Origin of the sequence: Lysinibacillus irui, from assembly GCF_028877475.1 — a bacterium.
In the GTDB taxonomy this organism is placed as follows: Bacteria; Bacillota; Bacilli; order Bacillales_A; family Planococcaceae; genus Lysinibacillus; species Lysinibacillus irui.
The window spans coordinates 958,964-978,135 of the sequence record NZ_CP113527.1; the positions used below are offsets into that span (position 1 = coordinate 958,964).

Annotated in this window: 16 protein-coding genes; all 16 read left to right on the forward strand. The window is 39.0% G+C overall.

Annotated elements, in window-relative coordinates:
* The first annotated feature begins 70 nt into the window (after nt 1-70).
* The 16 genes from OU989_RS04510 to ffh all read left to right on the forward strand — a co-directional run bounded on the left by OU989_RS04510 (nt 71) and on the right by ffh (nt 19,121).
* Entirely contained in the window at nt 71-430 is a 360-nt protein-coding gene (locus tag OU989_RS04510) for an Asp23/Gls24 family envelope stress response protein (RefSeq protein ID WP_004269431.1), read from the forward strand.
* Nucleotides 431-448: 18 nt separating this feature from the next.
* Nucleotides 449-2,098 carry a DAK2 domain-containing protein gene (locus OU989_RS04515; RefSeq protein WP_274795929.1) on the forward strand — a complete coding sequence of 550 codons (1,650 nt, stop codon included), beginning with the start codon at nt 449-451 and terminating at the stop codon, nt 2,096-2,098.
* A 351-nt stretch (nt 2,099-2,449) separates the two neighbouring features.
* Nucleotides 2,450-3,112, forward strand: a complete 663-nt coding sequence (gene sdaAB, locus OU989_RS04520; RefSeq protein WP_274795930.1) for an L-serine ammonia-lyase, iron-sulfur-dependent subunit beta — start codon at nt 2,450-2,452, stop codon at nt 3,110-3,112.
* Nucleotides 3,113-3,126: 14 nt separating this feature from the next.
* On the forward strand, nt 3,127-4,035 hold the full coding sequence (gene sdaAA / locus OU989_RS04525) for an L-serine ammonia-lyase, iron-sulfur-dependent, subunit alpha (protein ID WP_274795931.1): 909 nt from the start codon (nt 3,127-3,129) through the stop codon (nt 4,033-4,035).
* Between the two features lie 183 nt (nt 4,036-4,218).
* The gene (locus OU989_RS04530; RefSeq protein WP_274795932.1) at nt 4,219-5,376 is read left to right on the forward strand and encodes a M20 metallopeptidase family protein; all 1,158 of its coding nucleotides are present in this window, start codon (nt 4,219-4,221) and stop codon (nt 5,374-5,376) included.
* 124 nt (nt 5,377-5,500) lie between these two features.
* A complete protein-coding gene (gene recG / locus OU989_RS04535) occupies nt 5,501-7,579 on the forward strand; it encodes an ATP-dependent DNA helicase RecG (protein WP_274795933.1) in 2,079 nt (692 codons plus the stop codon).
* Nucleotides 7,580-7,709: 130 nt separating this feature from the next.
* A complete protein-coding gene (fapR, locus tag OU989_RS04540; protein ID WP_274797277.1) occupies nt 7,710-8,282 on the forward strand; it encodes a transcription factor FapR in 573 nt (190 codons plus the stop codon).
* A gap of 2 nt (nt 8,283-8,284) precedes the next feature.
* On the forward strand, nt 8,285-9,277 hold the full coding sequence (gene plsX, locus OU989_RS04545) for a phosphate acyltransferase PlsX (protein ID WP_274795934.1): 993 nt from the start codon (nt 8,285-8,287) through the stop codon (nt 9,275-9,277).
* Nucleotides 9,278-9,295: 18 nt separating this feature from the next.
* Nucleotides 9,296-10,249 (forward strand): ACP S-malonyltransferase, encoded by a 954-nt coding sequence (fabD, locus tag OU989_RS04550; RefSeq protein ID WP_274795935.1) that lies wholly within the window; start codon nt 9,296-9,298, stop codon nt 10,247-10,249.
* Nucleotides 10,242-10,988: a 3-oxoacyl-[acyl-carrier-protein] reductase gene (fabG, locus tag OU989_RS04555; RefSeq protein ID WP_274795936.1), complete on the forward strand. Its 747-nt coding sequence runs from the start codon at nt 10,242-10,244 to the stop codon at nt 10,986-10,988. Before fabD ends, fabG begins: the two co-directional genes overlap by 8 nt.
* A gap of 58 nt (nt 10,989-11,046) precedes the next feature.
* Nucleotides 11,047-11,283 carry an acyl carrier protein gene (gene acpP / locus OU989_RS04560; RefSeq protein ID WP_274795937.1) on the forward strand — a complete coding sequence of 79 codons (237 nt, stop codon included), beginning with the start codon at nt 11,047-11,049 and terminating at the stop codon, nt 11,281-11,283.
* 327 nt (nt 11,284-11,610) lie between these two features.
* Nucleotides 11,611-12,375, forward strand: a complete 765-nt coding sequence (rnc, locus tag OU989_RS04565) for a ribonuclease III (RefSeq protein WP_274795938.1) — start codon at nt 11,611-11,613, stop codon at nt 12,373-12,375.
* A 3-nt stretch (nt 12,376-12,378) separates the two neighbouring features.
* A complete protein-coding gene (smc, locus tag OU989_RS04570; RefSeq protein ID WP_274795939.1) occupies nt 12,379-15,960 on the forward strand; it encodes a chromosome segregation protein SMC in 3,582 nt (1,193 codons plus the stop codon).
* Nucleotides 15,957-17,219 carry a signal recognition particle-docking protein FtsY gene (ftsY, locus tag OU989_RS04575; protein WP_274795940.1) on the forward strand — a complete coding sequence of 421 codons (1,263 nt, stop codon included), beginning with the start codon at nt 15,957-15,959 and terminating at the stop codon, nt 17,217-17,219. The genes smc and ftsY overlap by 4 nt, the downstream gene beginning before the upstream one ends.
* 195 nt (nt 17,220-17,414) lie before the next feature.
* On the forward strand, nt 17,415-17,750 hold the full coding sequence (locus OU989_RS04580; protein WP_274795941.1) for a putative DNA-binding protein: 336 nt from the start codon (nt 17,415-17,417) through the stop codon (nt 17,748-17,750).
* A gap of 12 nt (nt 17,751-17,762) precedes the next feature.
* Nucleotides 17,763-19,121, forward strand: a complete 1,359-nt coding sequence (gene ffh / locus OU989_RS04585) for a signal recognition particle protein (protein WP_274795942.1) — start codon at nt 17,763-17,765, stop codon at nt 19,119-19,121.
* The last annotated feature ends 51 nt before the right edge of the window (nt 19,122-19,172 follow it).

The following is a 19,172-nucleotide window of genomic DNA, read 5'->3' on the forward strand; positions in this document are numbered from 1 at the left end:
TTAGGTTGCTTAAATTATAACGAAAGTGTTACAATATAGTTTAGTCAAAAAGAGCCAAGGGGGCATTTCTATGTCAATTGAATTAAACAATGAATTCGGCCAAATTGATATTTCAACAGATGTACTTGCACAAATTGCTGGTGGTGCTGCTGTAGAATGCTACGGTATTGTTGGCATGGCATCTAAACATCAAATTCGTGATGGTCTAACTGATATTTTACGTAAAGAAAACTTCGCAAAAGGTGTTGTTATTCGACAACAGGACGACGATTTACATATAGATATGTACATTATTGTTAGTTACGGGACAAAAATTTCGGAAGTGGCTTACCAAGTACAATCGAAAGTGAAATATACAGTAGATAAAACATTAGGTATGAGCGTAAAATCTGTCAATATCTTTGTACAGGGCGTTCGTGTAGCGAATTAAGAGGAGGAACTAAATCGAATGCAGTCTTTAGACGGTATAAAGTTTGCTGAAATGGTACAAATGGGTGCGCATCACCTTTACCAAAATGCAAATTATGTAGATTCATTAAATGTTTTCCCAGTACCAGATGGTGACACAGGGACAAATATGAACTTATCGATGACATCTGGCGCAAAAGAAACAGAACATGCAGCTTCAGAGCATATTGGTAAAACAGCACAGGCGCTATCAAAAGGGTTATTAATGGGTGCCCGTGGAAATTCAGGTGTTATTCTATCTCAATTATTCCGTGGATTTGGGAAATTTATTGAAAAAGAAGCAACTATAGACGCAAAGGGTTTTGCTGGAGCTTTTCAAGCAGGAGTAGACACAGCATATAAAGCTGTTATGAAACCTGTAGAAGGAACTATTTTAACTGTTGCACGTGAAGCGGCAAAAAAAGGTGTTGAAGTGGCAGAAACTGAAACCGATATCATTGCCGTAATGGAAGCTTTTACAGCAGAAGCAAAGGCATCATTAGATCGCACACCTGAATTACTACCTGTTTTAAAAGAGGTCGGTGTAGTGGATAGCGGTGGCCAAGGCTTGCTATTTGTCTATGAAGGGTTTTTAGCTTCCTTGAAGGGTGAGCCTCTTCCGGAGAAGAACGATGCAACGCTAGATGATTTAATCAACGCCGAGCATCATAGAGCTCAAGATTTCATGAACACCGAAGATATTGAATTTGGCTATTGTACAGAAATCATGGTGCGTTTAGAAGATGGGAAAGAACCTTTTAATGAAGAGCAATTCCGTAATGAATTAAATCCTTTAGGTGACTCATTACTCGTTATTTCTGATGAAGAAATTGCGAAGGTCCATATCCATTCTGAGCAACCGGGTTCAGTTCTATCAATTGGACAAAAATACGGTAGTCTTATAAAAATAAAAGTTGATAATATGCGCGAGCAGCATTCAGCTATTGTTGGTGAGGAGCATAAAGCACCAACGACTGCAAAAAAAGTAGATAAACATCCATATGCCATTGTAACGATTGCTATGGGTGAGGGTGTTGCGGATTTATTGCGCTCTATCGGTGCTTCCTATGTCATCGAAGGTGGTCAAACAATGAATCCTTCAACTGAAGATATCGTCAAAGCTGTACAAGAAATCGGTGCAGAAAAAGTATTAATCTTACCTAATAATAAAAATATAGTGATGGCAGCAGAGCAAGCAGTTGAGCTATTAGATATAGATGCTGCAGTTGTTCCTACGAAGACAATTCCTCAAGGGATGGCGGCTATTTTAGCATTTAACCCAGAAGCGGCTGTTGATGCAAATAAAAAGACAATGACGGAAGCTTTTGCGAACGTTAAGACTGGCCAAGTAACTTATGCAGTTCGTGATACGTCTATCGATGGTGTTGAAATCCACAAAGATGATTTCATGGCATTAGCAGAAGGGAAAATTGTCCTTTCTACACCAGCATTAAAGGATGCGGCTGAAAAAGTAATCACTGATTTAGTCGATGAGGATGCTGAAATTGTCACGGTAATCTATGGTGAGGATACAACCGAAGAAGCTGCTTCTGAGCTAGTATCTTTCATCGAAGAGAACTATCCAGATGTAGAAGTTGAATTATTTGATGGAAAACAAGGATTATATCCATATATTATTTCAGTAGAATAATTACACGCTACTTTGCTAAATCGTAAAGAAAGCAGTGCACAAAACGTGTACTGCTTTTGTTTATGCTACAAAGAGAATGGTGTATAAAATTAATTAAAAACGTACTAACTATGGATAGTTCACTGTACGTATCCACAGGATATAAAATATGGAAATGTTGGGATACCAACTGTTTGATTGATGTGTATCTATGGTACGGACAAAAAAGTGGCCTAATAATTGGCTATAAATTATAGTAGTGGTAATTTTCTGATAGTTGATAAATTAAATGCTTTACTTTTATAGTAATTATCAAGCATGATATAAGTAAAAATAAATATTATTATATAAATAGAATAGAGGGGTGTTTGTATGAAGTTTACTTCAGTATTTGATATTATTGGACCAGTAATGATTGGGCCTTCCTCCTCTCATACGGCAGGTGCAGCTCGCATCGGGCGTGTTGCAAGAGATTTATTTGGTAGACAACCGAAATGGGCGAAAATTCATTTATATGGATCATTTGCAGAAACGTATAGAGGGCACGGTACAGATGTTGCAATAGTGGGAGGCTTGTTAAATTACGATACATTTGATGATCGTATTAAAACGGCGTTTGCAGATGCGAAAAAAGCAGGTTTAGAATATGAATTTATTCCAGAAACGGCTAATACAGAACATCCGAATACGGCACGACTTGTCATTGGAGACGATGATGGAGAAATGTCTGTTGTCGGAATTTCTATTGGTGGCGGTAAAATAGAAGTTAGTGAAGTTAATGGCTTTAAGCTTCGTTTGACAGGTGGTATGCCTGCTATTCTTGTTGTACATGATGACCGTGCTGGCTGTATCGCCAATGTAGCAAATTGTTTAGCTATGCATGAAGTCAATATTGGGCATATGGAGGTTTCACGAATAGAGCGTGGTTTAACGGCTCTAATGGTGATAGAAGTTGACCAAAACATTGAGGATAAAGTGCTACAGCAAATATCCCTAATTCCATATATTACAAAAGTATCTAAGATTAATAACTAAGGAGGTGTCCCATAATGGACGTTTTATTTCATAATGTTCGTGAGCTTGTGGAACGAGCAGAGCAAGAAGGAAAATTAATATCAGAAATTATGATTGAACAGGAAATTTTAATAACTGGTAGAACTCGAGAAGAAATCATCCAACAGATGGATCGAAATCTAACAGTTATGGAAGAAGCAATTGAACGCGGATTACAAGGTGTGCAATCAGTAACAGGTTTAACTGGTGGGGACGCCGTATTGCTGCAAAATTATATTGCGGAAGGGAAATCACTATCAGGTGATTTATTATTAGACGCAGTAAGTAAAGCGGTTGCAACAAATGAAGTTAATGCCGCAATGGGAACAATATGTGCTACACCGACTGCAGGATCTGCTGGTGTGGTACCAGGGACACTTTTTGCAGTGAAAAATAAACTCAATCCTACACGTGAGCAAATGATTCGTTATTTATTTACGTCTGGAGCTTTTGGTTTTGTTGTGGCGAACAATGCTTCCATTTCAGGTGCTGCTGGAGGCTGCCAAGCTGAGGTGGGTTCAGCTGCTGGTATGGCTGCTGCTGCCATTGTTGAAATGGCTGGAGGTACACCGCAACAATGTGCGGAAGCGTTTGCTATTACGTTAAAAAATATGTTGGGACTTGTTTGTGATCCAGTAGCAGGTCTAGTTGAAGTACCGTGTGTAAAACGAAATGCTATGGGTGCCTCTAATTCACTTGTAGCAGCAGATATGGCACTTGCAGGAGTAACAAGCCGCATCCCATGTGATGAAGTAATTGGTGCTATGTATCGTATTGGACAATCGATGAGTCCAAACCTTAAAGAGACGGCACGAGGCGGTCTTGCAGCAACACCAACAGGTAAGGCGATAAGTAAAGCTATTCTTGAAAATGGTGGTTTACAAAGTATTAAAGCTCTTCAATAAACTAGAGAAACATGCTATCTAAAAAGATAGCATGTTTTTATGTTGCCTTTATTATGAATGATTTTAGTATAATTAAATATACGTAATTTGGATGTGTCATAGGGTACACATGATGTTAAATATTTTCCTACCAGCTGAATTCCTTAGTAGGGACTCTTAAGGTAATTTAAAGGAGTTTTTTTAGTGGAAATAACTAATTTACAATCTTTAACAGAGCAAGCAATTGAAGATCGACGTTATCTTCATCAAAATCCAGAGCTGTCTGGTCAGGAATTTGAAACAAGTCAATTTATACGCAAAAGATTAGAGCATCTTCAAATAGAAATAGTAGAATTTGCTCCTCCTAGTGTAGTGGCTATGATTAAAGGGACAAAAGGTACGAAGACAATTGCTTTACGAGCAGATATCGATGCATTGCCAATAGTTGAAGAGGGTGAAAAGCCATATATCTCTCAAAAGCCGGGTGTGGCACATATGTGTGGACATGATGGCCATACCGCTATTTTATTAGCAGTTGCAGAATGGATCGCCATGAATAAGGAAAAATGTGAGCCGAACATTATGCTTATTTTTCAATCGGCAGAGGAAATTACACCAAGTGGAGCAGATCAGTTAATTCAAAATGGTGTTCTTGATGGTGTCGATGCTATTTATGGTCTACATTTATGGCAAGGCCTAGAGAAGGGGAAAATAGGACTAACACATGGACCTATGATGGCCTCCGTCGATGATTTTGAAATTGAAATTCAAGGTCGTGGTGGACATGGATCAATGCCACATGAAACGATTGATCCGATATACATTGCAAGCCATTTAATGCAATCCTTTCAAAGTATTATTAGTCGAAATTTAAATCCTGTTGAGGCAGGCGTTATTACTGTAGGTAGTATTCAAGCGGGAACAACGTATAATATTATTCCAGATACTGCGAAATTAATAGGGACGATTAGGGCATTAACACCGGAAACAGTAAATACTATTCAATTGAAGATGGCAAGTGTAACAAAAGGTATTTGCCAGGCATTTGGAGCGGAAGGACACATTAATTTTATTATAGGTACCCCACCACTTATTAATGATCAACACCATTCTCAAATTGTAGAATCTGTCGTTCGTGAACAATTTGGTGAGGATGTATTTGAGCTAGTAGAACCTGTAATGGGTGGAGAAGATTTTTCTTATTATTTAAAACATAAGCCTGGTGCATTCGTTTTTGTAGGGATGGGTGGTGAAAAAAGCCAATATCCACATCATCATCCAAGATTCGACTTAGATGAAGATGTATTCCCTGACGCCATTAAACTTTTTATTGGTATCATTATGCAATACAAATGTTTATGAACATATCCATGCATAACCCTATCATCCTTTGGTAGGGTTTTTGCTTCTCATGTTTACGATAAGGAGTAAACAATGAAATTATGGTAAATTAGATATAGACATGTTTGGTTACATACACAAAAGGATGAAGAATCAAAGAAGGGAGTTGTGGGATAGGATGACTGAATTATCTAGTTCCGTCACAGAATTAAAAGGCATCGGGAAAGAAACGGCAGCACATCTTGAATCATTAGGCATTGATACAATTGCTGATTTATTATGGACGTTCCCACATCGACATGAGGATTTTCGTCTAAAAGATTTAGCGCAAACACCACATAACGAACGTGTTACAGTGGAATGTAAGGTAGAACGAGAGCCTACGATTCTATTTTTAGGTCGCAATAAATCAAGACTTCAGGTCACGGTTTTAGCAGGCCGTCACTTAGTGAAAGTCGTATTTTTTAATCAGGGCTATTTAAAGCAAAAACTAGTACCGGGCTCCATTATTACAGTGACTGGCAAATGGGATCGTGGTAGACAAGTAATCAATGGGACATCTGTCACATTTGGCCCTAAAACAGATCAAGTTGACTTTGAACCTGTCTATAGTCTTAAAGGTTTAATACCACAAAAAAGATTTAGAAAATATATGCGACAAGTGTTAGATGACTTTGGTGCAGAGTTACCAGATGCAATTCCGCATTATTTACAAGAATCCTATAAGCTTGTTCCAATACGCGAGGGCTTAGAAGGTATTCATTTTCCACTTGATGCTGATCATGCCAAGCAAGCAAGAAGACGCTTTGCCTATGAAGAACTATTAAACTTCCAATTGCGTATTCAAGCATTACGTAAAATACGGAAAGAAAGCGAACATGGTACAATCATTCAATTCGATGTACACAGGCTACGCGAATTTATTGCCTCTTTACCATATGAATTAACAAATGCTCAAAAACGTGTTGTTAATGAAATTTGTAAAGATTTGAAAGAACCGCATCGAATGAATCGCTTGCTGCAAGGGGACGTAGGTTCAGGAAAAACAGTTGTTGCAGCAATAGGATTGTATGCAGCCGTAACAGCAGGCTTTCAAGGAGCATTAATGGCACCAACAGAAATTTTAGCAGAACAACACTTGGAGAACCTGAAGGTATGGTTTGAACCTTTTGGGGTTCGTGTTGCCTTATTATCTGGATCGACTAAAGCAAAGGATCGACGTAGCATTTTAGAGGATTTGGCAAATGGCAATCTTGACATTGTCATTGGTACACATGCATTGATCCAACCGGATGTTGTTTTTCGAAAGTTAGGCTTTGTTATCACGGATGAACAGCATCGCTTTGGTGTAGAGCAACGTCGTATTTTACGTGATAAGGGGGAAAATCCAGATGTCCTTTTTATGACAGCGACACCGATACCAAGAACGCTTGCCATTACCGCATTTGGGGAAATGGATGTATCTATGATCGATGAAATGCCAGCAGGACGAAAGCAAATTGAAACCCATTGGATGAAGAAAGAGCAATTTGGCTCTGTTATGTCAAAGCTAGAACTGGAGCTAGCGGCTGGAAGACAAGCCTATGCTATTTGTCCACTTATTGAAGAATCCGATAAACTTGATGTGCAAAATGCTGTGGAAATTTACGAGCAACTGGCGACATATTTTAAAGATCGTTTCCAGGTTGGTTTAATGCACGGACGTTTATCAGCAGATGAGAAAGATGCTGTTATGCGTGCTTTTAGTGAAGGGTCTATTCAGGTTTTAGTTTCGACGACAGTTGTTGAAGTAGGGGTTAATGTACCAAATGCTACCTTTATGATTGTCTATGATGCTGAACGCTTTGGATTGGCACAGCTGCATCAGCTCCGTGGACGTGTTGGGCGAGGAGAGCATCAATCATACTGTATTTTACTGGCTGATCCAAAGTCTGATGAGGGGAAAGAGAGAATGCAATCAATGACGGAAACGAATGATGGTTTCCGATTAGCTGAAAAAGACTTAGAATTGAGAGGACCAGGAGATTTCTTTGGACGTAAGCAAAGTGGTTTACCAGATTTTAAAGTAGCGGATTTAGTACATGATTATCGTATTCTTGAGACCGCTAGAAAGGATGCAACAGAGATGCTTGACACAGAAGCGTTTTGGCATGATGACATTTATCAAAATTTACGTAAGATGTTAGAAGAATCTGGTGTTCTACAAGGTGAGCGCTTCGATTAAGTTAAAAGCTTGTTTGAACGGGGAGAATGCAAGACTTGAATGCAAAACAAGTCTTGCATTCTTTTTTTATACTCTATATACTGATATTAGTACCAAGTGCTAATAACAACTCAAAAGGTGGCGAATGATGTTGAGACGAACGAAAAAAGAGCGACAGCGACTACTATCTGAAACGATAGCTGAAAATCCATTCGTCACAGATGAACAGCTAGCAACACAGTTTCAGGTAAGTGTCCAAACAATTCGTTTAGATCGTATGGAATTATCCATACCAGAATTACGAGAACGAATTAAAGACGTTGCTGCAAAAAACTATGAAAACGAAGTAAAATCTCTACCGATTGATGAGGTCATCGGAGAAATTGTAGATATTGAATTGGATAATCGAGCACTATCGATTTTTGATGTGCAAGAAGAGCATGTTTTTCAGCGTAATGGCATCGCGCGTGGCCATCATTTGTTTGCACAAGCAAACTCATTAGCGGTTGCAGTAATTGATGACGAACTAGCATTAACCGTACATTCCAATATTACGTTTGTGAAACCTGTACGAGCTGGAAATCGTGTTATTACAAAGGCGATTGTTATCGGTCGAGATAATCAAAATAATCGGACAAAAGTCGAGGTAACATCTACCGTTAATGGTGAAACCGTTTTTGTTGGTGAATTTGATATGTACCGCACGAAAGGTAAAGGTGAGTAACAATGAAATTAGCGCTTGATGGAATGGGTGGAGACAACGCACCAAAATCAGTTGTGGAAGGTGCACTCTTAGCTTTAGAACAAATTCCGAACTTAGAAATTCAATTGTATGGTCAACAAGATAAGCTGGAACCATTTTTAAAGCAACATGATCGCTTGACGATTGTGCATTGTGAGGAAGTAGTGGAAGGAACTGACGATCCTGCACGCGCTGTTCGTAGAAAAAAGGATTCTTCAATGGCTCGTATGATGGACGCAGTAGAAGAAGGTAGGGCAGATGCTTGCCTTTCTGCAGGGAATACAGGTGCCCTTATGGCAGGAGGCCTATTTAAAGTAGGTCGTATTGAAGGGATTGCCCGACCAGCCTTAGCTACAACACTACCAACATTGGATGGCAAAGGCTTTTTAATGCTTGACTTAGGGGCAAATGCCGATGCGCGCCCAGAGCATTTAGTGCAATATGCTATTATGGGTGATATTTATGCTAAAAAGGTTGGAGGCTTACAAAAACCACGAATTGGCTTATTAAATATCGGTACCGAGGATAAAAAAGGAAATGAGCTAACAAAAGCAGCCTTCGAATTATTGAAGGAAGCTGATTTGAATTTTATTGGTAATGTTGAAGCACGTGATTTACTTGAAGGAGTAGCAGATGTTGTTGTAACAGATGGCTTTACAGGCAATATGGTGCTGAAGTCGATTGAAGGGACAGCAGGCGCTTTATTTTCTATGTTAAAAGAAGCTTTTATGTCTTCAACAAAAACGAAAATTTCAGCAGCACTCATGAAAAATAATTTACGTGACTTGAAAAATAAAATGGACTATACAGAATATGGTGGTGCAGGATTGTTTGGTTTACAAGCGCCTGTTATCAAAGCACATGGTTCATCTAACGCAAAAGCGATTTTCAGTGCAATCCGTCAAGCAAATACGATGGTAGAGCATACTGTTATTTCGACGATTACTGAGACAGTACGTCACTTAGAAATTGATTAAATAAAGGGGATCATTCAAATGACGAAAATAGCATTTATTTTTCCAGGACAAGGTTCACAAGTAGTAGGAATGGGTCAAGAGTTTGTTGAAAACGCAGCAGAGAGTAAAGCGTTTTACGATCGTGCCGATCAAGCTCTTCAATTTGAATTATCTAAGTTAATGTTAGAAGGTCCAGCAGAAGAATTAACACTAACATATCATGCGCAGCCAGCTCTTCTTACTACAGGTGTAATGGTAGCTGAAAAATTGCGTACAGCAGGCATTCATCCTCACTACGCTGCGGGTCATTCATTAGGTGAATATGGTGCATTGGTTTTAGCAGGCGTTATGTCATTTGATGATGCCGTGTCAATCGTGCACAAACGAGGTCTGTATATGAATGAAGCGGTCCCTGCAGGGCAGGGTGCAATGGCGGCGATTCTAGGGATGGAACTAGAGGCATTAAACGCAGTAACAGAACAGGTTTCAGCTTCAGGTGATGCTGTTCAGGTTGCCAATGTGAATTGTCCAGGACAAATTGTTATTTCGGGTACAAAAGAGGGTGTCGATAAAGCGATTATTGCTGCGAAAGAAGCAGGGGCAAAGAGAGCGATACCATTAGTTGTAAGTGGTCCTTTCCATTCAGAATTAATGCGACCATCCTCAGAGAAACTAAAAGCTGCATTGGCTGAGATTACTTTATCAGCGCCTGAAATTCCTGTCATTGGCAACGTTATGGCGAAGGAATTAAAGGATGTATCAGCTATCCAACAAGAGTTGGTTGAGCAGGTCTATAGTGCTGTTCAATGGGAAGCATCTATGCGTGAGATGATTGCACAAGGAGTGGATGTCTTTATCGAATGCGGACCTGGTAAGGTGTTAAGCGGTCTCTTGAAAAAAATCGACCGCTCTGTTGCAGCATATTGTGTTTATGATGAGGCATCATTAGAAGCAGTTATTGAAGCGTCGAAGGAGTGGTCAATCAATGCGTAAATTAGAAGGAAAAGTAGCTGTTGTAACAGGAGCTTCAAGAGGAATTGGGCGTGCTATTGCTTTAAAGCTTGCTGACGAAGGAGCTAAGGTTGTTGTAAACTTTAGTGGCTCACAGGCAAAAGCGGAAGAAGTCGTTGGGATAATCCAAGAAAACGGTGGAGAAGCAATTGCTGTACAAGCAAGCGTTTCAAAGACAGAAGAAGTAACAGCTTTAATGGATGCAGCAGTGAAAACTTTCGGTTCTCTCGATATCTTAGTGAATAATGCTGGTATTACAAGAGATAATTTATTAATGCGTATGAAAGAAGACGAATGGGACGATGTATTAGATACGAACCTTAAAGGTGTTTTCCTTTGTACGAAAGCTGTAACACGTCAAATGATGAAGCAACGTGCAGGTCGCATTATTAATATTTCTTCGATCGTTGGTGTAGCGGGTAATGCTGGTCAAGCGAACTATGTTGCGGCTAAAGCGGGTGTTATTGGATTAACAAAAACGACTGCTAAGGAATTAGCTTCTCGTAATATTTTAGTGAATGCCATTGCACCAGGCTTTATCGAAACAGAAATGACGGAACAACTACCAGAGGATATTAAACAAGGTATGCTGACACAGATTCCACTTGCAAAACTTGGTCAGCCAGAGGATATTGCTAAGGCAGTAGCTTTCCTTGCTTCAGAGGATGCAAACTATATGACAGGGCAAACACTTCACATCGATGGTGGAATGGTCATGTAATTTCAATTAGGCATAAACGCTGATTTTTTGTATAATCATTTGAGGGGAGGTGAATCATTTGTCTACAGTATTAGAACGTGTAACAAAAGTAATCGTGGACCGTTTAGGTGTTGAAGAAAGCGAAGTAACACTTGAAGCTTCTTTCCGTGATGATTTAGGTGCTGACTCATTAGACGTAGTTGAGCTTGTAATGGAGCTTGAAGACGAATTCGATATGGAAATTTCTGATGAAGATGCTGAAAAAATCTCAACAGTAGGTTCTGCAATTTCATACATCGAAAGTAAAATTGGCTAATTTCGTTAGTACTTTATTTAGCGGTGATGTATCCCCTCCAATGGTGTGATGATTATCGAATGATATAAAGTAGAAATTGTTTTTCTGCTATTACTTGATAAGAAGCAGATTCAATTAACGAAGATGTATTTAAAGGGGACAAGATAGATCATTTTTCGATCTATTGATGTCCCTTTTTGCATTTAGAAAATGAATTACGCCAAAGGTTTGCATCAATTTTCGGAAAAATTTCCAAAACATTGTGTTTAAGCCGAAATACTTTTGCATAAATGCCTTGAAAAAGGTACACTAAAACGGTAGAAACTATTAGGAAGGCAGATTTGTTCAATGGCTATGAAAAGAAAAGGAACTATGCAGAAATCTGGCGTACTTCCTGAAAAAGTACGCAACCAATTCGAGCTGTTACAGCATGAATTAAATATCACATTTATTAATAAAAATTTATTGTATCAAGCATTCACGCATTCATCTTATGTGAATGAGCATCGCCGTAAACTATTTACGGATAATGAGCGTCTTGAATTTTTAGGAGACGCAGTACTTGAACTGTCTGTTTCTAAATATCTTTTTGAGAAATACCCAAATATGAGCGAGGGTGAGTTAACAAAGTTAAGAGCATCCATTGTTTGTGAGCCATCACTAGTTATTTTTGCTAATGAGTTAGGCTTTGGACGCTTTGTTTTACTAGGAAAAGGTGAGGAATTAACAGGTGGTCGGGAACGCCCAGCGCTACTTGCAGATGTGTTTGAGTCATTTGTAGGTGCCTTATATTTAGATCAAGATTTACAAACGGTCGTATCATTTTTAGAACGTATCGTGTTCCCAAAAGTAGAAGTCGGTGCTTTTTCGCATGTGATGGATTTTAAAAGTCAATTGCAAGAAATGGTACAGCAAACCAATAATGGACTTCTTCATTATGAGATTATAGATGAAAAAGGGCCGGCACATAATCGTACCTTTGTATCAAGCGTATTATTGAACGGACAAGAGCTTGGTATTGGTCGTGGAAAATCAAAAAAAGAAGCCGAGCAGCAAGCTGCACAATGTGCAATGCGAGTGATGCGTGAAGAAGCTGCAAATGAGGAGGCTTAATAGATGTTCCTTAAACGACTAGAAGTGATTGGCTTTAAATCTTTTGCGGAACGCATTGGAATTGATTTTGTTCCCGGTGTTACAGCGGTTGTTGGACCAAATGGCAGCGGAAAAAGTAATGTCACGGATGCGATTCGTTGGGTTCTTGGGGAGCAATCTGCAAAGTCGTTACGTGGGGCAAAGATGGAAGATGTTATTTTTGCGGGAAGTGACTCTCGTAAGCCACTCAATTTTGCAGAGGTAACTCTTATATTAGATAATACTGACGAGCAACTTGCTTTTTCCTATACAGAAGTCAGTGTAACAAGACGCGTATACCGTTCAGGTGATAGTGAATATTTATTAAATAACCAACAGTGTCGCCTGAAGGATATTACGGACTTGTTTATGGATTCAGGTCTTGGAAAAGAAGCATTTTCAATCATTTCTCAAGGCCGTGTTGATGAAATTTTAAATAGCCGACCCGATGACCGACGTTCCATTTTTGAAGAGGCAGCTGGCGTATTAAAGTATAAAATAAGAAAGAAAAAAGCGGAGCATAAGCTTGTTGAGACAGATGAAAATTTGTATCGGGTATTAGATATTCTCCATGAATTAGACAACCGATTAGAGCCGTTAGAAATGCAGGCATCTAGTGCAAGAGACTATGTACAAATGTCTACTGAGCTAAAAGATTTTGATATTGCCATTCTTGTGCATGATTTTAAAAATTGTGCACAATCTTTGCATGCGCTAAAAGCTGAATTTACCGATTTGACTGCAACAGAGCAAAAACAAGATCAAGATATTGCTACTATTGATAAACAGACAACCAATATTCGTAAGTTATTAAAAGAACTCGATGATTATTTGGATGCTTCACAGGCTGATCTTGTCAATGCCACAATGGAAGTAGAACGTTGGGATGGTCGTAAAGCACTGATGGCTGAAAAGCGACAAAATGCTTCTAATCAACTGCAGCAGCTGAATACGACATTACAAGAGGCTAAAGAAGAAGTAGAGATATTGCTTGTTCAAGAACAGGAGAAAAAAGAAGTTTTCTCCGACAAACAGCGAGCAGTCACAGTGCTGAAACAAAGCATCAAGCAGTTAGAACAATCTTTAAATCGATCAGTTACGGAAATAGAGCAAGAAATTGAAGAGCAAAAAAATAGATATATTGATTCATTGAATGAAGAAGCAACGATTAAGAACGAATTAAAAAATATCGATCAACAATTAGCTCAGCAAAAGGCAATGGCAGCAAGAATGTCCGATCAAACGGATGAATTTGGACAGGAACTTATGCAAATTGTTGCTGAAAAAAATAAGCTAGTAGCGGAACATACTGCTACAACGAATGACTTGCAAGATAAGCTTGAACAATACGAAACATTACAAATACAGTTAAAAAACGTAAACACAACCTTTACTGAAAAGCAGGACATGCTATATAAAGCTTACCAGCACCAACAGCAATTAAAGGCTAGAAAAGATACTTTAGCAGAGCTTGAAGCGGATTTTTCTGGATTCTTCCAAGGTGTTAAAGAAGTTTTACTTGCTCGAGATAAAGGTGAATTACAAGGTATTGAGGGAGCTGTAGCTGAGTTAATTCAAGTTGATGGTAAATATTCACAAGCTATAGAAACAGCTTTAGGTGCTGCTTCCCAACATATTGTTACGGTCAATGAACGCCATGCACAACAAGCTATCCACTGGCTAAAGCAAAAGAGAGCTGGACGTGCTACCTTCTTACCGAAAACTGTCATGAAATCACGCAAAATTAATCTAGCAACGATCCAACTTGCTATAGAGCACCCAGCATTTATTCAAATGGCGGATGCGCTCGTTACTTTTAGTGATGATAATCGAACAATTGTTGAAAACCTTTTAGGGAATGTTATTGTAGCGGCCAATCTTGAAGGTGCGAGTCAAATAGCTCGATTATGTGGTTTCCGCTATCGCGTTGTTACACTTGATGGAGATATTGTCAATGCAGGGGGATCATTAACGGGTGGTGCTCTAAAACAACAATCTTCATTGTTTTCAAGAAAAGCCGAGTTAGAGGACTTAATCCTCAAGTTAGAGTCTTTACAAGCTTCTATTTACAGTGCCGAACAGGCAGTTTCAGAAGAAAAAGAGAAGCTTGCCACTCTTCGCGAGCAAGTGGAACAGTTAAAGCTTGACGGAGAGCAGCTACGAAACGATGAAATGCAATTGGCTAGCCGTATTCGTGAGCTAGAGGTTGTTGAAAAAAGCTTATCGGCTAGAGTATCTTTTGCATCAACCGAGACACAGGATGTAAAAACACGAGAAGAAGCTTTATTAACTCAAAAACAAGTAGCTGTGGAGAGGTTAAATGCATTAGCTCTAGAGCTTGTTGAAATCAATGAAACTGTAGAACAATTGAGTAAAGTTAAATTACAAAGTGAGACAGAGAAAGATGTATTACGAGAGCAACTAGCAGAAAAACGCTCCGAATTAGCGGTAATGCAGGAACAAATGTCTCAAGTGCAAATTACAACTGCTGAACTCGCCCTACAATTAAACAAAGCTCAACAAAAAGTCATAAATATTTCTCAGGAAATAATGTGGCTTCAATCTGATGAATCGACAAATCATTTAAGTGATGAAGAGGTTGAAGAACAGGTTGCTACATGGAAAGCAAGAAGAGATGCCTTACAAGAGACTATTTCTCAAAAGAAAGAAGAGAAAGTAGGGCAACAACAAGAACTCTCTGCTTTAGAAGAACAACTGAAGGAAATGCAACGTATACATAAAGGATACCTTGAGGCGATACGTGCAAACGAGTTGAAACGAAATCGTTTAGAATATGAAATGGACAATTTTACAGAACAACTTGAAGAAAACTATCAGTTGACATTCGAAGAGGCAGAAGATGAAGCTCTTGCAATTGAAGATGAAGAGTTTGTGCGACGACGTGTGAAACTGTTAAAAAAATCAATAGAAGAGCTTGGACCTGTTAATATAGGTGCGATTGAGGAATATGAGCGAGTGCTTGAGCGTCATACTTTCTTAACTGAACAAAGAGAAGATTTGCTTGCTGCACAGGAAACATTGCATGAAGCTATCAAAGAAATGGATGAAGAAATGACATTGCGTTTTAGCGAAACGTTCTATGCAATCCGAGAGCAATTCAAACGTGTTTTCCGTGAATTATTTGGTGGCGGGCAAGCAGATTTAGTATTAATTGACCCACAAAATTTATTGGAAACAGGTATTGATATTGTGGCACAGCCTCCAGGTAAAAAACTTCAAAATCTAAGCTTGCTATCTGGTGGTGAACGAGCACTAACAGCAATCGCTCTATTATTCTCTATCTTGAATATACGACCTGTACCGTTTTGTATTCTCGATGAAGTAGAGGCTGCTTTAGACGAGGCAAATGTTGTGCGCTATAGCCAATATTTGAAGAAATTTAGTAACGATACGCAATTCATTGTCATTACCCATCGTAAAGGTACGATGGAGGGAGCCGATGTCCTGTATGGTATTACGATGCAAGAATCGGGTGTGTCGAAACTTGTTTCAGTAAAATTAGAAGATGAACCCGTACTTGCGGAGCAAAGGAGCGAACAAGCATGAGTTTTTTTAAACGATTAAAAGATAAATTAATGGGCAATCCAGCAGAGGAAGAAAAATTAGAAGCAGTTGACAAAGAGCAAGAATCTGTTGAATCAGAGCTAGAGGAGTCAAATGAACCTGCTGTCATTGAGACTGTTGATGTAGAAGTGCCTGAACAAGTAGAAGAGTCTCCAGCAATGGAAATGGTGAAAGAAGCAGAAGTAGAGCCCTCATTCGATATAGAGGAAGAACAGGCAGAAATACGGGAGCTAGCGGTAATTGAGGACACACCGGTAGAGGAAAAAAAGCCATCTGCTTGGTCTATTACACAAAAATTCAAGGCTGGTCTTGAAAAAACGCGTAATTCCTTTACTTCCAAAGTGAATGACCTTGTTGCTCGTTACCGTAAAGTAGATGAGGATTTCTTTGAAGAATTAGAGGATTTACTTTTACAAGCTGATGTCGGTTTTGAAACGGTTATGGAACTCATGGATAAACTACGTTTCGAAGTTCAACGTAAAAATATTAAAGATACGAATGGCATCCAGGCAGTTATTTCAGAGAAGCTTGTAGAAATTTATGAGCAAGGCGAACAAGATTTAATTGAGCTTAATTTGCAGCCAGAGGGTGAATTGACAGTTATCCTATTTGTTGGGGTAAATGGTGTGGGGAAAACGACTACGATTGGTAAACTAGCGCACCGTTTAAAATCTCAAGGAAAAACGGTTGTTTTAGCTGCAGGTGATACGTTCCGTGCTGGTGCTATTGATCAATTACAAGTGTGGGGCGATCGTGTTGGTTGTGAAGTTATTAAACAATCTGAGGGCTCTGACCCAGCGGCAGTGATGTATGACGCCATTCGTGCAGCAAAAAATAGAAAAGCCGATGTGTTAATTTGTGATACGGCAGGACGTTTGCAAAATAAAGTGAACTTAATGAATGAGCTAGAAAAGGTACATCGTGTTATTTCACGTGAAATTCCAAACGCTCCACATGAAGTATTATTAGCTTTAGATGCTACAACAGGTCAAAACGCGCTTGTTCAAGCACAGACTTTTAAAGAAGCAACAAATGTAACCGGTATTGTCTTAACAAAGCTTGATGGAACTGCAAAGGGTGGTATTGTCCTTGCTATTCGTAACAAGTTACACATTCCTGTGAAATTTGTTGGCCTTGGTGAGAAAATGGATGATCTACAGCCATTCGATGCAGAACGCTATGTTTATGGTTTATTTGCAGATGGTTTAGATAAAGAATTACAAAATAGTGATGATGAATAGCGATATGGCTGAGTAATTTTTATAAAACGCTCGACTGTGTATAGGTAAGTTAACTTGTTTAAAAGAGAAATACTAGCTAAAGGCGAAGAAGCCTGAACGCGGCAATTTAGGCTTTTAGACAAGGAGATTACCTTGACACAGACGGGCGCTTTTCGTTATGATACAAATGACTAATAGCGGGAGGAGAAACATTCGATGCTACTTGAAAAAACAACACGCATGAACTTTCTCTTCGACTTTTATCAAGCATTATTAACAGATAAGCAAAGAAGTTATATGGAACTATACTATTTGGATGATAACTCTTTAGGAGAAATCGCTGAATCGTATGGTGTTTCACGCCAAGCTGTTTACGATAATATTCGTCGAACAGAAGCGATGCTTGAGGAATATGAAGAAAAATTATGTTTACTTGAAAAATTTCAACAACGTACCCAAATGCTGTCGCAATTAACAGCAGGAATAACAGAAAAAACCATGACAGTTGAAGAACAGTTAGCGCTTATAGAACAGCTGAAAGAATGGGATTAGGAGGCGAAAGCAATGGCTTTTGAAGGATTAGCGGAACGACTCCAAGGAACGATCCAAAAGATTAAAGGCAAAGGGAAAGTATCAGAGCAAGATGTCAAAGAAATGATGCGAGAAGTCCGATTTGCTTTAATTGAGGCGGATGTTAACTTAAAAGTAGTCAAAGAATTCGTAAAAAAGGTAAGTGAACGTGCTGTTGGTGTTGATGTTATGCAAAGCTTAACACCAGGTCAGCAAGTTATTAAAATTGTACAAGATGAATTAACAGAATTAATGGGTGGCGAACAAAGCCCCATTAAGTTTAATACAAAGCCACCAACTGTCATTATGATGGTCGGTCTACAAGGTGCAGGGAAAACGACAACTACAGGTAAATTGGCAAATGTATTACGTAAAAAATATAATCGTAAGCCATTGCTAGTTGCCGCTGACGTTTATCGTCCGGCAGCCGTTCAACAATTAGAGACATTAGGTAAACAGTTATCGATACCTGTATTTGCATTAGGTACTGACATTTCTCCAGTAGAAATTGCACGTCAGGCTATTGAAAAGGCGAAAGAAGAGCATCATGATGTCGTGATCATCGATACGGCAGGTCGTTTGCATATAGATGAGGACTTAATGCAGGAATTAAAGGATATTCGTGCGTTAAAAGAGCCAGATGAAGTATTTCTTGTTGTTGATGCCATGACAGGTCAGGATGCAGTCAATGTAGCAGAAAGCTTTAATGAAGCAATCGGCATTACTGGGGTAGTTTTAACAAAGCTTGATGGTGATACACGTGGTGGTGCGGCACTATCTATCCGTTCTGTGACTCAAAAGCCAATTAAATTTGTTGGGATGGGCGAAAAGATGGATGCGCTGGAGCCATTCCACCCAGAACGTATGGCATCACGTATTTTAGGTATGGGTGATGTGCTGTCATTAATCGAGAAAGCCCAAGCAACGGTTGATGAGGCAAAGGCAAAAGAACTTGAAGAAAAGTTCAAGTCTCAAACCTTTACATTTGATGATTTTGTTGAACAATTACAGCAAGTCAAGAAAATGGGACCTCTTGATGAAATATTAAAAATGCTTCCTGGTGCAAATAAAATTAAAGGCTTAGACAATGTAAAAGTCGATGATAAGCAAATGGGACGGGTGGAGGCTATTATTTATTCCATGACGCCTGCTGAAAAGACCAACCCCGAGATTATTAATGGTAGCCGTAAAAAACGTATTGCTAAAGGCTCAGGGACGTCTATTCAAGAGGTTAATCGTCTGATCAAGCAATTTGATGAAATGAAAAAAATGATGAAGCAAATGACTGGAATGGCAAGTGGTAAAGGGAAGAAAAAAATGAAATTACCAGGCTTTGATTCATTGTTTAAATAATAATTTTTAGGTGTTAAGAAAAAACACTTTACAAACAACCTAAACATTGAT

Coding starts and splice junctions, on each gene's coding strand:
- recG (WP_274795933.1), top strand. CDS start 5,501: ATGAAGAATCAAAGAAGGGAGTTGTGGGATAGGATGACTGAATTATCT.
- sdaAA (WP_274795931.1), top strand. CDS start 3,127: ATGGACGTTTTATTTCATAATGTTCGTGAGCTTGTGGAACGAGCAGAG.
- plsX (WP_274795934.1), top strand. CDS start 8,285: ATGAAATTAGCGCTTGATGGAATGGGTGGAGACAACGCACCAAAATCA.
- ffh (WP_274795942.1), top strand. CDS start 17,763: ATGGCTTTTGAAGGATTAGCGGAACGACTCCAAGGAACGATCCAAAAG.
- fabG (WP_274795936.1), top strand. CDS start 10,242: ATGCGTAAATTAGAAGGAAAAGTAGCTGTTGTAACAGGAGCTTCAAGA.
- rnc (WP_274795938.1), top strand. CDS start 11,611: ATGGCTATGAAAAGAAAAGGAACTATGCAGAAATCTGGCGTACTTCCT.
- smc (WP_274795939.1), top strand. CDS start 12,379: ATGTTCCTTAAACGACTAGAAGTGATTGGCTTTAAATCTTTTGCGGAA.
- fabD (WP_274795935.1), top strand. CDS start 9,296: ATGACGAAAATAGCATTTATTTTTCCAGGACAAGGTTCACAAGTAGTA.
- sdaAB (WP_274795930.1), top strand. CDS start 2,450: ATGAAGTTTACTTCAGTATTTGATATTATTGGACCAGTAATGATTGGG.
- OU989_RS04580 (WP_274795941.1), top strand. CDS start 17,415: ATGCTACTTGAAAAAACAACACGCATGAACTTTCTCTTCGACTTTTAT.
- OU989_RS04510 (WP_004269431.1), top strand. CDS start 71: ATGTCAATTGAATTAAACAATGAATTCGGCCAAATTGATATTTCAACA.
- OU989_RS04515 (WP_274795929.1), top strand. CDS start 449: ATGCAGTCTTTAGACGGTATAAAGTTTGCTGAAATGGTACAAATGGGT.
- ftsY (WP_274795940.1), top strand. CDS start 15,957: ATGAGTTTTTTTAAACGATTAAAAGATAAATTAATGGGCAATCCAGCA.